Source organism: Glutamicibacter sp. NPDC055354 (assembly GCF_053644955.1).
This window is the reverse complement of sequence record NZ_JBSHMB010000001.1, coordinates 474,848-487,672: the sequence shown is the minus strand read 5'-3', so window position 1 is coordinate 487,672 and position 12,825 is coordinate 474,848. Positions and strand designations below refer to the sequence as shown.

Here is a 12,825-nt window from a genome sequence, read left to right as displayed (position 1 = left end):
AATGGCCCAGAAGCTCAGGAAACCGCTGCCTGCCGACGCGCAGGAGCTTGCCAAGCTGCATGTCGAATGCTGGAAAGAAACCTACACGCAGCTGCTGCCGGATGGTTTTTTCGACCCTGCCCACAGTCAGCAGCGGCTGCGCATGTGGGACACGGTTCTGGAGGACCCGAATCCGCTCTTCAGGATTTCGGTGGCGGAAAATGAGGACGGGAAGCTTGTCGGATTCGCGTTCTCTGCATCACCCATGGGGAATACCGACGGGATACCGGAGAACATTTCTCGCCAGCTGTACGACCTGTATGTGCTGGAAGACTTCCATGGCGACGGAACAGGTCAGGCGCTGCTGGATGCAGTCCTTGGCGATGAGCCGGCCGTGCTGTGGGTGGCGGCCCAGAATCCGCGTGCCATCCGATTCTACGAACGCAACGGATTCGCCTTCGACGGCGTGAGCGAGGTCGACCCGGCTGCTCCGAAAATTACCGACGCAAGAATGATCCGGTAGCTAGCAAGCGGAGAGAATCCCGACGATGTCCGGGTCGCTCCCACGACCCAGTTTCGCGTCGATCTGCAGCACCAGCTGCGCCTGGCGAATCAGCGCGCCGTATTCGGGGCCAGGATCGGGGGTCGCGCGGATTCCCGTGGCGCTGAGTTTGCGCGATTTGTCCATGGCCAGCTCCTTGAGCACATCACGGATCAAGGCCAAATCCTCTGGCTGCACCGCCCAGCTATCCCTATAGCCACGAAGCCAGGATTTGCGCCGCGCCGCCTCCAAGCCTTCGGGCAGCTCGCCGACGCCTTGCAGGTGGTCGAGCATCGAGGTACCGACGTTCTGCTCGGTGATGTCTTGGGACAGGCACCGGTCGATGGCGTACTGAACACGCAGCCACCATTGCCCGGCGGTATCCAGTTTCGAGCGCAGCCGCAGTGTCCGCAAGGCCAGAACAACGCCTACGGCCGCGATGAGCACTGTCAAAAGCGGGACGAGCGAGAGCAGGATCCCCAGCCCCGCGTCCCAGCTACCACCATAACCGTTCATGCTCCGATCCTAGCCCTTGAATCGGGGGTCGGACCGGAGCAATCCTCGGGTTGGCAGAACTAGATGCGCACCAGCATCTTGCCGGTGTTCGCACCGCGCATCATGCCAAGGAAGGCGTCCACGGTATTCTCGATGCCATCCACGATCGTCTCGTCGTAGGCAATCTTGCCTTCGGAGAACCACTTGCCCATGCGCTCGCCGAACTCCGGGGCGAGGTCAAGGTAGCTGGAGAGGGTGAATCCCTGCAGTTTCAGGCCGCGGGTGATCGCGTTGGCCATGTTCTGCGGGCCAGGAGTCGACTCGGTGGTGTTGTAGCTGGCGATAGCGCCACACAGGGCAGCACGACCGCCATCGTTGAACGCTGCCAGGGCGGCTTCAAGGTGGTCTCCGCCCACGTTGTCGAAGAAGACATCGATGCCTTCCGGGGCTGCGGCGGCCAGCTGCCCGCGGACATCGCCATCCTTGTAGTTGAAGGCGGCATCGTAGCCGTACTTCCTGGTCAGCAGTTCAACCTTCTCTGCACTGCCGGCCGAGCCGATGACGCGCTTGGCACCCATGAGCTTGGCGATCTGCCCGGCAGCCGTGCCCACGGCACCTGCAGCGCCGGAGACGAAGACGGTCTCGCCCTCGGCAAGATTGGCGACTGCGCTCAGGCCTACATAGGCGGTCAAGCCGGTCATTCCCAAGATGTGCAGGCGCAGCGACGAGGAAACGCCGGGCAGATCAGGTGCGGACTTGAAATTGGCAGAGTCGGCTTGCACGGTGTCAGACCAGCCCAGCTGATGCTGGACCAGGGTACCTGCCGGGAATGCTTCGTCCGCGGTCTCGATGACACGGCCAATGGCGCCGCCGAGGATCTGCTCGCCAATCTTGAACGGCGGGATGTAGGAACGGGTGTCATTCATGCGTCCGCGCATGTACGGGTCCACGGAAATGAACTCATTGCGCACCCGGATTTCACCGGTCTTCAGCTCCGGCAGCTCAACGGTCTGGGCGGTGAAGTTCTCCTGCGTTGGCCAACCGGACGGACGGGAGGCGAGCAGGATCTGCGTGCTGGTTGCTTCAGTCATGGTTACCAGTTCTTTCAATTCTCGGTGATATTGGAAACTCTCGGTGTCGTTCTAGTTGCCCAGCGCCAGGCCGAGGACCAGCAGCGCAACTGACAGCAGCGGGAAAATCCCCTGCTTGACGGCCAGCTTGGCTTTGCCCGGGCTCCCCAGTGCCAGCACCAACGCAGCGGCCAGCATGGAGCCGGCTCCGGCGAAGACCAAGGTGGCGCCCACAGCCAAGTGGCCCATGCCCAAGGCAATCACCCCGGCAAGTGCGGCAACTGCCAAGAAGAGGTTGTAGAACCCCTGATTGAAGGCCATTTCGCGCGTTGCTTCTGCTTCAGCCTCGCTGGTCTTGAACAAAGCGCGGGTTTTTCCAGTGGTCCAGGTGATGGACTCCATCGAGAAGATGTAGATGTGGAGCAGGGCAGCGGCGGTTGTGAAGATCTGCGCGGCGATGATCATGGCTTGTCCTTGGTGTTGGGAAGGCAACTATTCTGTAACGGCCATTTCAATATATACTGGAATGGTCGTTACGAAAAGAGGAAGTGGGTGTGATGGCGCGTACATCTGCATTCGACAAGGAAAAGGCTATCCAGAACGCCCGCTCGGTGTTCTGGTCCAAGGGCTTCGAGGCCACGTCCATTCCTGAACTTGAAAATGCCACCGGCCTGAGCCGTTCAAGCATCTACAACTCCTTCGGCTCCAAGCGCGGCCTGTTCGATGCCGCAGTGGACAGCTACCTCAATGATATTGTCCGCCCGCGGTTGCGTCCGCTGCTCCAGGACCCAGTACCTTCACAGGCATTGGGAGACTATCTGCGTGGGCTTGCTGCCGTTTTCGCGAAGCCAGAGTCCCTGCCTGCAGCCCATGGGTGCCTGCTGATCAACACCGCCAGCGCACCGATCGCAGCAGAACCGCAGATTGCGCAGGTGATCGCCGCCTACCGCCAAGAATTGCACGAGGCGCTGTGCCGCGGATTGCACGCCTCCTGCCCGGAGTTACCCAGAGACCGTCAGAGGCTGCTGGCCGATACGATCACCGGCTTAGTGGTGGCCGCCTTCGCCCTGGTGCGTATCGCTCCGTCCGAGGCGGTTCGCTTGCTGCAGTGCGCCGAAAACTTGCCGGAGCAATAATCGTGCCGGGCGCCGCACCGAAGCGGGTCAATGCTGGGATTTCGACGGCAGACCCCCGAGCAACTAGCTGCAAGGCGGGCCAACATGAAGCGCGACCGCATCACAGATAGTTACCACCGCGAACTGGGCAATTTGCGCAGCTATCTGCACAACGCGGGTGACAGCGATTTGGATCGGAGTAGCTACGCAACACCCCGGGGTAACGACTAACTGCTACTCCATATGGCATTCGAATAGATGGTGGTGCTCACCCTGACCCCCAGGCGCATAGACTGGCACACTACTCTGCTCCTGTGAATTCGAGCTTCTGCCGCCTCCATCTGGCCGACACCGCCCCTATTCCACCCGTTCAACTACTGACACATGGTCTGGAAGCTGGAGCGAAACATCACCTCACTGGGTCTCAAGCCCGCGAAAGAAACACAGACCTCGCTTCCGCGCTGAACAGAATTCCACGGCCGCTGGGATCCGTTCCCCGTAGGCAAACGAGCCTGACCGAGGTCTACTCCGTTCCCAGCAAGCACTTTGCCTTCCATATCTGATGGCCCGGACACATCATCATTCTTCGCTGATCCTCTAGTGGCACCTTAGGCCGTCGTTGAACTGACGCACGTAACCCTGAGCGCATAACTTTACCGTGACAACGCGTGAAGACTACGCACAAAGAATGCCCAAGAAACTCGGTACGTTACGCACCGCAAGAGAACAACAAAAAATCGAACATACTGTATAGGAAGCTTCCATAAAAGTCCACGATTCGATGTAAATCAAGCAACAAGTAGCCGGGAATGCTTAACACTATTCCTTTACGTGCAAATCGGTTGCACCAATAGCTAGACTTAACCAGAACCGACAGGGGGGAAATGTCCAAAAATATCGGATTAGAAAACTTCCGGGCCGACTTAATTAGTACCAAATCAGACCCGAGCCTCTTCGTGACGACGCACATGTTCAACAATCGACCAAGATTCTTGGACCAATCGATCAATTTTGATGAATGGCGTCATGAGCTAGCCACAAAGCTGGGCATCGATCCACTCTCTGTTTTCGTGGTTGGTAGCGCTCAATTGGGATACTCATTGAACCCCACGAAGAACTTTAAGACCTTCACGCGGAATGCAGATAATTCGGATGACATTTCCGACTTTGATATTGCAATTGTAGATTCCCAATTATTCGAAATTGCATGGCAAGAAATGCAACTCGCGATGGCGACATCAATTCCGAGTCACGACTGGGGTAATTATCGCAAACTAGTCTTTGAAGAATGCATAGCCCTAGAAACACTTTTACCAATATTTTCATTTGGGAAAGCATGGAGTGCTGCACGCGATGACTTCATATCCTATTTAGGGCAGGACTATTATCATCAGCAGCTTAACTATCGCCTATACAGGAATCATGCTGCGTTACGCAGATACCAAATCAAGGGTGTATCAACTGCAAAAAACACTCTAGAGTTTAACACCGCGGAGGAAGAAAATGCTTAAATTTGAAATTGAGTCGAAAACTATAGCTGAATTCAAGAGACTAAATGAATCTGGTTCATTAATCCTTCAGCCAGAATATCAGCGAAAGGTTGTATGGCCGGACCAAGCAAAAGTTTCCCTAATGGAGACAATCCTTCTCGGATATCCAATCCCAGAAATTTATCTGGCCTATATCACCACACCGGACGGAGACGAAACCGCGTCAGTTGTCGATGGTCAGCAGCGGCTTACGGCTCTGATTGATTTCATTGAAGACAGATTCAAACTGCATAATTTGGAAGATGACGATTTAAAGGCAAAATACGATGGACTGAACTTTTCAGAATTGCCACCCCTTGAACGTCAGGCATTTTTTCAGTACCGGTTTCCAATTAGACGTCTATCCAACATGGATGATGCATTTATTCGTGAAGTTTTCGCGCGAGTAAATCGTGTCAATATGGTACTAACCGAGCAAGAACTGCGAAATGCACTCTTACCTGGACCTTTTAATGATTTCTTGCGTGATACAGCCGAACACCCCATCTCACTAACGTCGGGGTTGTTTAGCGGTGCTCGTACTAAACGTGGAGGTGATCTCGAATTTTATGCAGAAGTTTTCAGCACTTGCCTGTTCGGAATCGCCAATAAGAAGTCTGAGCTTAATGAACGCTACGATCGCATTTCGCGTGACTTCGAACTTTTCCAAGATTCTTCGATAGAATTTTTGGATATATTGACGTTCTTATCCTCTAGCGTCAAATGGGAAGGAAGAACTCGCTGGTCAAATATCGTTGACATGTACAGTCTTTTGGAGGTCTCTTGGAAGAATCGAGCAATCCTGCTGTCTGACGATTTTAAGAAGATAGGACAATTCCGGCAGGGGCTTGATGATTTCCAAAAAATCATTTCAGAACTAAAACGTAATGGTTCCAGCGCGGAACAAAGTACGCTTCAGGAAGCCGGCCGGCTAGCCACAGCCACGGGACTCACACGCGATAAAATTGTCACTTACGCTGACCAGTATATCGCCGGCGTACGAAATTCTTCCGATTTGGGTGCACGACGTTCGCGTAGCTACGCACTTAACTCAATCATCAGCGCACTGATCTAATACCCTAATACTAGTTACAGAAAATAGCGGTCAGAAATTTACGATTTCTGACCGCTATTTCGGTATTAATTAGTGGGTGTCCTCGGCAGCGATTTCGGTGCGGTCACCGCTCCACTGCGTGTGGAAGGTGCCTTCCTTGTCGGTGCGGCGGTAGGTGTGCGCACCGAAGTAGTCGCGCAGGCCCTGGGTCAGGGCTGCTGGCAGACGGTCGCGGCGCAGGCCATCGTAGTAAGCCAGCGACGAGGAGAACACTGGTGCAGGGATGCCCAGCTGGACAGCAACGGAAACCACGCGGCGCCATGCTGGAACTGCCTTGTTGATGGCTTCAGCGAATGCCGGAGCGAACAGCAGGTTCGAAGGCTTCTCGCCTGCCGAGTAGGCAGCGGTGATGTCCTTGAGCAGGGCTGCACGGATGATGCAGCCTTCACGCCACAGGCCAGCGATCTCGTCGAGCTTCAGGTCCCAGTTGTATTCGCCGGCAGCCGAAGTGAGCATGTCGAGGCCCTGCGCGTAGGAGACGAGCTTCGAAGCGAACAGCGCCTGGCGCACGTCCTCGACGAAGTTCTCCGGCAAGGTGACCTCGGCGGTTTCGCCGGTCAGCACCTTCTGGCCCACGGCGCGGATATCGCGCTGCGAGGAAAGGGAACGGGCGAAGACCGACTCGGCGATGGCCGAAACAGGCGAGCCCATATCCAGGCCGGACTGCACGGTCCAGCGGCCGGTGCCCTTCTGGCCTGCGGAGTCCTGGATGACGTCGACCAGCGGCTTGACGGTGGAAGCATCGACGTGGCCGAGCACTTCAGCGGTGATCTCGATCAGGAAGCTGGACAGTTCGCCCTGGTTCCATTCGTTGAAGATCTCCGACTGCTTGGCTGGCTCGATGCCGGCGGCGCTGCGCATCAGATCGTAGGCTTCGCCGATGACCTGCATGTCGGCGTATTCGATGCCGTTGTGGACCATCTTCACGAAGTGGCCTGCACCGTCGGTGGAGATCCAAGCGCAGCACGGTGCGCCGTCGTCGGCCTTGGCGGAGATCTTCTCCAGCATCGGGCCCAGCGACTTGTAGGATTCAGCGGAACCGCCGGGCATGATCGATGGGCCGAGCAGCGCGCCCTCTTCGCCACCGGAAACGCCGATGCCAACGAAGTGCAGGCCCTTTTCAGCCAGGGCAGCTTCGCGGCGGCGGGTGTCGGTGTAGTGCGAGTTGCCGGCGTCGATGACCACGTCGCCCTCTTCGAGCAGCGGCACCAGCTGGTCGATAACCGAGTCCACTGGACCGCCGGCCTTGACCATGATCAGCACGCGGCGCGGGGTTTCGAGGTTTGCTACCAGCTCTTCCAGGCTTTCGGTGCGAATGAAATCGCCCTCATCGCCATGTGCTTCAAGCAGCGCGTCGGTCTTGCCGACCGAGCGGTTGTGCAGGGCGACGGTGTATCCGTTGCGAGCGAAGTTACGGGCAAGGTTTGCGCCCATGACGGCCAGACCTGTGACACCAATCTGTGCAGGCATAAAAATAAGTCTCCATCGATTACGGGGAGTTGAACCGCCAAGCAGAGACCGGATGAGTCACGATCCCTGTTCACGGCCACGTGACCTTTCCATCCTACAAGGGCGATGCCCGTGTTTTACAGAGGATCGCGTAAATTAAAGCATATTTATTTCGCGGATCGACTCGCCATAGTCCGATTTGGCGCAAGTCATTGGCTAAACTGACCCCATGGCAACTAGTCTGCACGCTCATGTGGTTGAGCACCTCGGCTCTCGCATTATCAGCGGGCAAATTCCGCGCGGCTCCATTATCCTCGCCGCCGACCTCGAGCAGAAGCTCCAGGTCTCGCGTTCGGTGATCCGTGAAGCCATCCGCGTTCTGGCCCAATGCGGCCTAGTCACCAGCACCAAGCGCGTGGGCATCCGCGTGCTGGGGGCCGAACGCTGGAACCCCTACGACGATCATGTCATCCGCTGGCGGCTGGCCAGCGACCAGAAGGGCGCACAGCTGCGCTCGCTGACCGAGCTGCGCATTTCCGTAGAGCCGATGGCCGCGGAACTGGCTGCCGAGTTCGCCCCCGAAACGATGCGCAAGGAGCTGATGATGCTCTCGGCGCAGATGAACCATTACGGGCGCCAAGGCGATTTGCGACGTTTCCTGGAACTGGATATCCGATTCCACGCTGTGGTGCTGGCCGCCTCCGGCAATGAGATGTTTGCGAACCTCTCCACCCCGATCGGAGCGATTTTGCGCGGCCGCACCGAATTGGGCCTGATGCCTGAACGCCCGCACGAGGAAGCCCTGCTCTGGCACCAGTCGGTCGCCGATGCCATCTCCAATTCGGACTCCGCCAGCGCGCGGAAGAACATGGAAAGCATCATGCGCCGGACGCACAACGAGATCTGCAGCCTCTGGGACGGCGCGCCGCGCTTGTTCGTGGACCCGGCCAAGAGCGCCCAGTAACCCGGCATTCCCTTCTTAAATGCGAATCCGCCGGGGCAGCGATGCAGATCGCTGCCCCGGCGGATTTTTTGTCCTGCTCGCTGCCCTTAGTTAGGCCAGCGCGGTCGCCAGGCCGTAGAGCACCATGACGCAGGCGAAGCCGACCACCGATACCAGCGCCTGGCCAACAGTCCAGACCTTCAAGGTGGTTGGCACATCGATGTCCAGGAAGCGCGAGATCAGCCAGAAGCCGGAGTCGTTGACGTGGCCGGCGAAGACCGAGCCTGCTGCCAGCGCCAGCACCATGGCGGCGACCTGGAAAGCGGTCAGCGAGGCATCCGCCAGCACCGCCGGCTGGACAATGGCCGCCGCAGTGGTCAGCGCCACTGTTGCCGAGCCCTGAGCCAGTCGGACGATGGCCGCGATCAGGAAGCCGGCGACAATCAGCGGCATGCCCACCGATTCAAGCGAGGTGGCAATGGCGTTGCCGATGCCGCTGGCACGCAGCACGCCACCGAACATGCCACCAGCACCGGTGATCAGGATGATCGAGCAGACCGGGCCCAGCGCGGAGTCCACGATGGTCTCGGTAAGGGTCTTGTCCTTGCCCTTGCGGAAGCCCAGCAGGAAAATGCCCAGCAGCACGGTGATCAGCAGGGCCACCGGAGTTTCACCCAGCAGGCGAAGCCAGCGCACCCAGGAGGCTTCCGGGTCCACGACGCCGGCTGAGCCGAGCATATTCAGCCCCGTGTTCATGAAGATCAGCAGCAGCGGGAGCAGCAGCAAGCTGAACACCGTGCCCACGGAAGGAGAGGACTTGAACTCGTCCTTCGTTGCACCGTTGCCCAGTGCCGCATCCAGGATATTCGGTACCGGGATGTTGAACTTCTTGCCGACAAACTTTCCAAAGAGATGGCCTGCAACGAACCAGGTTGGAATCGCGACGACCAGGCCGAGCACCAGCACGAGCCCGACATTGGCTTCCAGCAGGCCGGATGCGGCCACAGGGCCCGGGTGCGGCGGAACGAAGACATGCATCACCGAGAATGCGGTGGCCGATGGGATGGCGTAGAGCAGCAGCGAGCCGCCCAAGCGGCGGGCCACGGTGAAGATGATCGGCAGCATGACTACCAGCCCGGCATCGAAGAAGATCGGGAAGCCGAAGAGCAGCGACGCAACCGACAAGGCCAGCGGTGCGCGCTTCTCGCCGAACTTGGAGATCAGCCAGCTGGTCATCACATCGGCGCCGCCACTGGTTTCCAGCATGCGTCCGAGCATTGCGCCAAGGCCGACCAGCAAGGCCACACTGGCCAAGGTGGATCCGAAGCCGCTGGTCAGCGTCGTAATGACCGATTCAGCAGGGATGCCGGAGGCCACCGCGGTCAGCAAGCTGGTGAGCACTAGTGCGAGGAACGCGTGGACGCGGAAGCGGATAATCAGCACCAGCAGCAGCGCTACCGCACCGACCGCCAGCATCAGGAGCCCGGGCGTACTTAACGTCCAGTTCAGTTCAAGCTCAGTTGTCATTGTCTTCCTTGATCAATGGGAGGCTTATGCCATGGGTGGTCTGTGGATTGCTGCCAGCGCACTGCGCTAGGACAGTTTGGCGATCAGCTGTCGAACGATGTCCTCGGGGCTATCGGCAATGTCGGCGCTGAGCACAGGCTCGTCCGCAGCTGGGGCCTCCAGCGTGGCCAGCTGGCTGTCGAGCAGGCTGGTGGGCATGTACTCGTGCGAGCGCGCGTTCATCCGATCGCGAATCAGGGTCGGGACACCGGTGAGGTGGACGAAGATCGTCGCTGGCTCCAAGCTGAGGATGAGATCCCGGTAGCTGCGCTTGAGTGCGGAACAGGCGATCACCAGCGGCGCCTGGCTTTGCTTGCTTTCGGACAGCTTGGTGCCGATCAGCTGCAGCCACGGCTCGCGGTCAGCGTCATTCAGAGACTGACCGCTGGCCATTTTTTCCTTGTTGGCCTTGGGGTGCAGGCTGTCGCCATCGATGAACTCATGATGCAGCTGGTCAGCCAGCATCTTTCCGATGGTGGTTTTGCCGCTGCCCGAGACACCCATTACAACAAGGGGCGGGACCTGTTCACTCATCCATTTACTCCGTCGTACGTGAACCTAATATATGACTTATGCTGTATCCAAAGTCATAAAGTATGATTTAACTAGAGTAAGAGTGGCGGCCGATGCTGTCAACAGGTCGCACCTGGTCCATTGCGGACGATTCTGCAAAGCATGTGACCAGAGAGGGAATTCCCGACTCAATTGGCCCTAGGTTCAAGCATGGCTTGAACCCAGCCTTAGAAAATGCTGAATTTCTGCGATGTCACTGTAGAACCCCAGCTCAATGCCATGTACTCTCGGTTTTTAGGTGGATCGAACCCGACCACTGCACAGTCTGACCATTGGAGCGAATCATGGGATTCATTGGATGGATAGTTTTGGGCTTGATTGCCGGAGCGATCGCAAAGGCCATTCTGCCCGGCAAGCAAGGTGGCGGCTGGATCGCTACCCTGATTCTCGGCGTCGTAGGCGCCCTACTCGGAGGCTGGATCGGAAGTGCTATCTTCGGTGAGGGCGTGGATGAGTTCTTCTCGATCTCAAGTTGGCTTCTTGCCATCGGTGGCGCCCTGATCGTCTTGGTCATTTGGGGCTTCATCACCAAACGACGGGCATAACGCTCCTCCCGAGGGACCATTGTCCCGCGGATCTTGAATTCCCGCCGAGCAGCAGTACCAACTGCTGCTCGGCGGGTTTTTCTCTTGTGTTGGCTACTTCACCCGCAGCAGCTCAGAGCCCACGGCTTCCCTGCGCAATTCGAAAAGCAGAAGGCTCCCCTCCGTGTCCGAGGCTTCCCCAAGTGCGGTATGGAACACCTTGAAGCTCAGTACCGCTGGGCAGTTGCGTGCGAACATCTGGGCCACGGCAGCAGGCCGGGACCGCTGGCCCGGGGCGTCGAAGACCATATCGGTAAATCCTTCGGGAACCCAGCGTGCACCAAGGTTGTCGTCGCCATCCAGGGAAGCTTCCTGCTGCTTTTCCCAGCGTTCAACGATCCGTTCTTCCGAGACATCTTGCGGCGCGTACGCCTCCACGATCTGAATCTCGTATCCGGCCTCCTGCAGCTGAGCTGCCAGCTTCTGTGCTGAATCCTCGGACGCAAGGACCTTGTCAATGACGACATTCAGCCCTTGCTCGAAGCATGCGGCACGCAGGTTCTCGCTGAGCATGGAAGATTCCTCATGCACCAGGCTCGCCATGTCCATCGGGAAGAACTGCTCACCGCGCTGCTCGCGCTCTTTGACTTCCCGAGGCTTGAAGAATCCTTCGTAGGTTCCGTCTTCTTGCGCTTCGCGCATCAGATTCGCCTTGAATTCATCGGCATCGATCACCACATAGTCATCTTCATGACCGCCAAGCAGTTCGCGCAGCAGGCTGCTCTTGCCGGCTCCCGGAGCTCCGGCAAGCACAACAGCTTGGCGCTGCGCTTGGGCGCCGCCCGCTGCCCGCAGTTCCTGGTCGATCAACCGCCGATGCAACTGGTCGCGTTCCCCGATCGCCTTCCACGAGCCCGGGGCCACTTCTTCGAACCAGTCAGGGTTGCGCACGGAGATGAACGGTGAATCATTGGCCAGCACTTCTCCGGGCTCATTGAGTTGAGCAATAGTCTTCAGGTGTTCGGTGATTTCTTGGTCATCTGCCATATTCGAATCCTAATCGGGATTAATCGCGATGACCCCACAGCACGCTGACAGCCGATTATCGTATAGTTCGATGATGGGCCCAGTGCCCGCGCACGACGTTAAGGAGACCCATGGCTACCGCACCGCTACCATCTGCAGGCAAAGGCCGAGCCGGGCGAACCTTCGCGCACATCGGCACCGAGCGTACTCGCTGGCGCGGGCTGATCCATGCCTGGTCCACCCCGGGCATTATCATCATGAGCCTGGTGCTGGTCGTACTGGCCAACGGACGCTTGGCGGAATGGACCACCGCGGTCTTCGCGCTCTGCTCGATCCTGCTCTTTGGCACCTCGGCGCTTTACCATCGTGGCAACTGGACCGACAAGGTCATGGGGCTCTTCCGCCGGGCCGACCATGCGAACATCTTCCTGCTCATTGCCGGCACCTACACTCCGGTAGCGGCATTGACCTTGCCCGGTCCGCAGGCGATCATCGTGCTGTCCGTCATCTGGGCCGGTGCACTGGCCGGCATTGCCATCAAGTCATTCTGGCCCGCGGCACCCCGCTGGGTTGGAGTCAGCCTCTACATCCTGCTCGGGTGGGGCGCATTGATGCAGTTGCCAGCGTTCTGGGCCGCGAACCCCGCGGTGATGATCCTGATTCTCGCTGGCGGCTTGGCCTACACGATCGGCGCGGTTTTCTACGCCACGAAGCGGCCAAATCCGCTGCCGAGCATTTTCGGATTCCACGAGCTCTTCCATGCCTGCACCGTCATGGCCTTCCTGTGCCACTGGACGGCTGTGCTTCTGGTGGCCCTATAAGCGCGCGAACCCACTGGAAAAAGCGATCGCCGCAAGCTCCACGAGGAAGCTTGCGGCGATCATTGGCTGAATCCCAGGCC

General features: G+C 58.3%; 14 protein-coding genes. 7 read left to right on the top strand and 7 right to left on the bottom strand.

The features are described 5' to 3' along the window. Position 1 precedes the first annotated feature (1 nt). Positions 2-502, top strand: coding sequence for an N-acetyltransferase family protein (locus tag ACWICV_RS02185; RefSeq protein WP_454090808.1), 501 nt, complete (start codon positions 2-4; stop codon positions 500-502). On the opposite strand, the gene ACWICV_RS02180 is transcribed toward ACWICV_RS02185, so the two are convergent. The 3 genes from ACWICV_RS02180 to ACWICV_RS02170 are packed head-to-tail and all read right to left on the bottom strand — an operon-like array spanning position 503 to position 2,550. Beyond that, the gene (locus ACWICV_RS02180; RefSeq protein ID WP_454090809.1) at positions 503-1,036 is read right to left on the bottom strand and encodes a hypothetical protein; all 534 of its coding nucleotides are present in this window, start codon (positions 1,034-1,036) and stop codon (positions 503-505) included. A 59-nt stretch (positions 1,037-1,095) separates the two neighbouring features. After that, on the bottom strand, positions 1,096-2,106 hold the full coding sequence (locus ACWICV_RS02175) for an NADP-dependent oxidoreductase (RefSeq protein ID WP_454090810.1): 1,011 nt from the start codon (positions 2,104-2,106) through the stop codon (positions 1,096-1,098). Between the two features lie 51 nt (positions 2,107-2,157). Further along, positions 2,158-2,550 (bottom strand): DUF1304 domain-containing protein, encoded by a 393-nt coding sequence (locus ACWICV_RS02170; protein WP_454090811.1) that lies wholly within the window; start codon positions 2,548-2,550, stop codon positions 2,158-2,160. 92 nt (positions 2,551-2,642) lie between these two features. Here ACWICV_RS02170 and ACWICV_RS02165 point away from each other — a divergent pair, with 92 nt between their 5' ends. From ACWICV_RS02165 to ACWICV_RS02155, 3 genes are all read left to right on the top strand, one after another. Next, positions 2,643-3,221 carry a TetR/AcrR family transcriptional regulator gene (locus ACWICV_RS02165; protein WP_454090812.1) on the top strand — a complete coding sequence of 193 codons (579 nt, stop codon included), beginning with the start codon at positions 2,643-2,645 and terminating at the stop codon, positions 3,219-3,221. Positions 3,222-4,084: 863 nt separating this feature from the next. After that, a complete protein-coding gene (locus tag ACWICV_RS02160; RefSeq protein ID WP_454090813.1) occupies positions 4,085-4,711 on the top strand; it encodes a hypothetical protein in 627 nt (208 codons plus the stop codon). Beyond that, positions 4,704-5,804: a DUF262 domain-containing protein gene (locus ACWICV_RS02155; RefSeq protein ID WP_454090814.1), complete on the top strand. Its 1,101-nt coding sequence runs from the start codon at positions 4,704-4,706 to the stop codon at positions 5,802-5,804. The genes ACWICV_RS02160 and ACWICV_RS02155 overlap by 8 nt, the downstream gene beginning before the upstream one ends. 69 nt (positions 5,805-5,873) lie before the next feature. Here the strand turns inward: ACWICV_RS02155 and gndA are convergent, their stop codons facing one another. Then, positions 5,874-7,313, bottom strand: coding sequence for an NADP-dependent phosphogluconate dehydrogenase (gene gndA, locus ACWICV_RS02150; protein WP_454090815.1), 1,440 nt, complete (start codon positions 7,311-7,313; stop codon positions 5,874-5,876). Between the two features lie 208 nt (positions 7,314-7,521). On the opposite strand from gndA, the gene ACWICV_RS02145 reads away from it, so the two are divergent. Further along, positions 7,522-8,256: a FadR/GntR family transcriptional regulator gene (locus ACWICV_RS02145; RefSeq protein ID WP_400288947.1), complete on the top strand. Its 735-nt coding sequence runs from the start codon at positions 7,522-7,524 to the stop codon at positions 8,254-8,256. Between the two features lie 90 nt (positions 8,257-8,346). On the opposite strand, the gene ACWICV_RS02140 is transcribed toward ACWICV_RS02145, so the two are convergent. Together ACWICV_RS02140 and ACWICV_RS02135 are read right to left on the bottom strand one after the other, a co-directional pair. Then, positions 8,347-9,762, bottom strand: a complete 1,416-nt coding sequence (locus ACWICV_RS02140; RefSeq protein ID WP_454090816.1) for a GntP family permease — start codon at positions 9,760-9,762, stop codon at positions 8,347-8,349. 66 nt (positions 9,763-9,828) lie between these two features. Continuing rightward, on the bottom strand, positions 9,829-10,335 hold the full coding sequence (locus ACWICV_RS02135; protein WP_400288944.1) for a gluconokinase: 507 nt from the start codon (positions 10,333-10,335) through the stop codon (positions 9,829-9,831). A gap of 323 nt (positions 10,336-10,658) precedes the next feature. Here ACWICV_RS02135 and ACWICV_RS02130 point away from each other — a divergent pair, with 323 nt between their 5' ends. Continuing rightward, positions 10,659-10,919: a GlsB/YeaQ/YmgE family stress response membrane protein gene (locus tag ACWICV_RS02130; RefSeq protein WP_105657761.1), complete on the top strand. Its 261-nt coding sequence runs from the start codon at positions 10,659-10,661 to the stop codon at positions 10,917-10,919. Positions 10,920-11,012: 93 nt separating this feature from the next. Here the strand turns inward: ACWICV_RS02130 and ACWICV_RS02125 are convergent, their stop codons facing one another. Next, positions 11,013-11,945: a zeta toxin family protein gene (locus tag ACWICV_RS02125; protein ID WP_400288942.1), complete on the bottom strand. Its 933-nt coding sequence runs from the start codon at positions 11,943-11,945 to the stop codon at positions 11,013-11,015. A gap of 110 nt (positions 11,946-12,055) precedes the next feature. Here ACWICV_RS02125 and trhA point away from each other — a divergent pair, with 110 nt between their 5' ends. Next, complete coding sequence (gene trhA, locus ACWICV_RS02120) at positions 12,056-12,745, top strand: PAQR family membrane homeostasis protein TrhA (protein ID WP_181148856.1); 690 nt, start codon at positions 12,056-12,058, stop codon at positions 12,743-12,745. Positions 12,746-12,825 lie beyond the last annotated feature (80 nt).

Coding starts and splice junctions, on each gene's coding strand:
- ACWICV_RS02185 (WP_454090808.1), top strand. CDS start 2: ATGGCCCAGAAGCTCAGGAAACCGCTGCCTGCCGACGCGCAGGAGCTT.
- ACWICV_RS02180 (WP_454090809.1), bottom strand. CDS start 1,036: ATGAACGGTTATGGTGGTAGCTGGGACGCGGGGCTGGGGATCCTGCTC.
- ACWICV_RS02175 (WP_454090810.1), bottom strand. CDS start 2,106: ATGACTGAAGCAACCAGCACGCAGATCCTGCTCGCCTCCCGTCCGTCC.
- ACWICV_RS02170 (WP_454090811.1), bottom strand. CDS start 2,550: ATGATCATCGCCGCGCAGATCTTCACAACCGCCGCTGCCCTGCTCCAC.
- ACWICV_RS02165 (WP_454090812.1), top strand. CDS start 2,643: ATGGCGCGTACATCTGCATTCGACAAGGAAAAGGCTATCCAGAACGCC.
- ACWICV_RS02160 (WP_454090813.1), top strand. CDS start 4,085: ATGTCCAAAAATATCGGATTAGAAAACTTCCGGGCCGACTTAATTAGT.
- ACWICV_RS02155 (WP_454090814.1), top strand. CDS start 4,704: ATGCTTAAATTTGAAATTGAGTCGAAAACTATAGCTGAATTCAAGAGA.
- gndA (WP_454090815.1), bottom strand. CDS start 7,313: ATGCCTGCACAGATTGGTGTCACAGGTCTGGCCGTCATGGGCGCAAAC.
- ACWICV_RS02145 (WP_400288947.1), top strand. CDS start 7,522: ATGGCAACTAGTCTGCACGCTCATGTGGTTGAGCACCTCGGCTCTCGC.
- ACWICV_RS02140 (WP_454090816.1), bottom strand. CDS start 9,762: ATGACAACTGAGCTTGAACTGAACTGGACGTTAAGTACGCCCGGGCTC.
- ACWICV_RS02135 (WP_400288944.1), bottom strand. CDS start 10,335: ATGAGTGAACAGGTCCCGCCCCTTGTTGTAATGGGTGTCTCGGGCAGC.
- ACWICV_RS02130 (WP_105657761.1), top strand. CDS start 10,659: ATGGGATTCATTGGATGGATAGTTTTGGGCTTGATTGCCGGAGCGATC.
- ACWICV_RS02125 (WP_400288942.1), bottom strand. CDS start 11,945: ATGGCAGATGACCAAGAAATCACCGAACACCTGAAGACTATTGCTCAA.
- trhA (WP_181148856.1), top strand. CDS start 12,056: ATGGCTACCGCACCGCTACCATCTGCAGGCAAAGGCCGAGCCGGGCGA.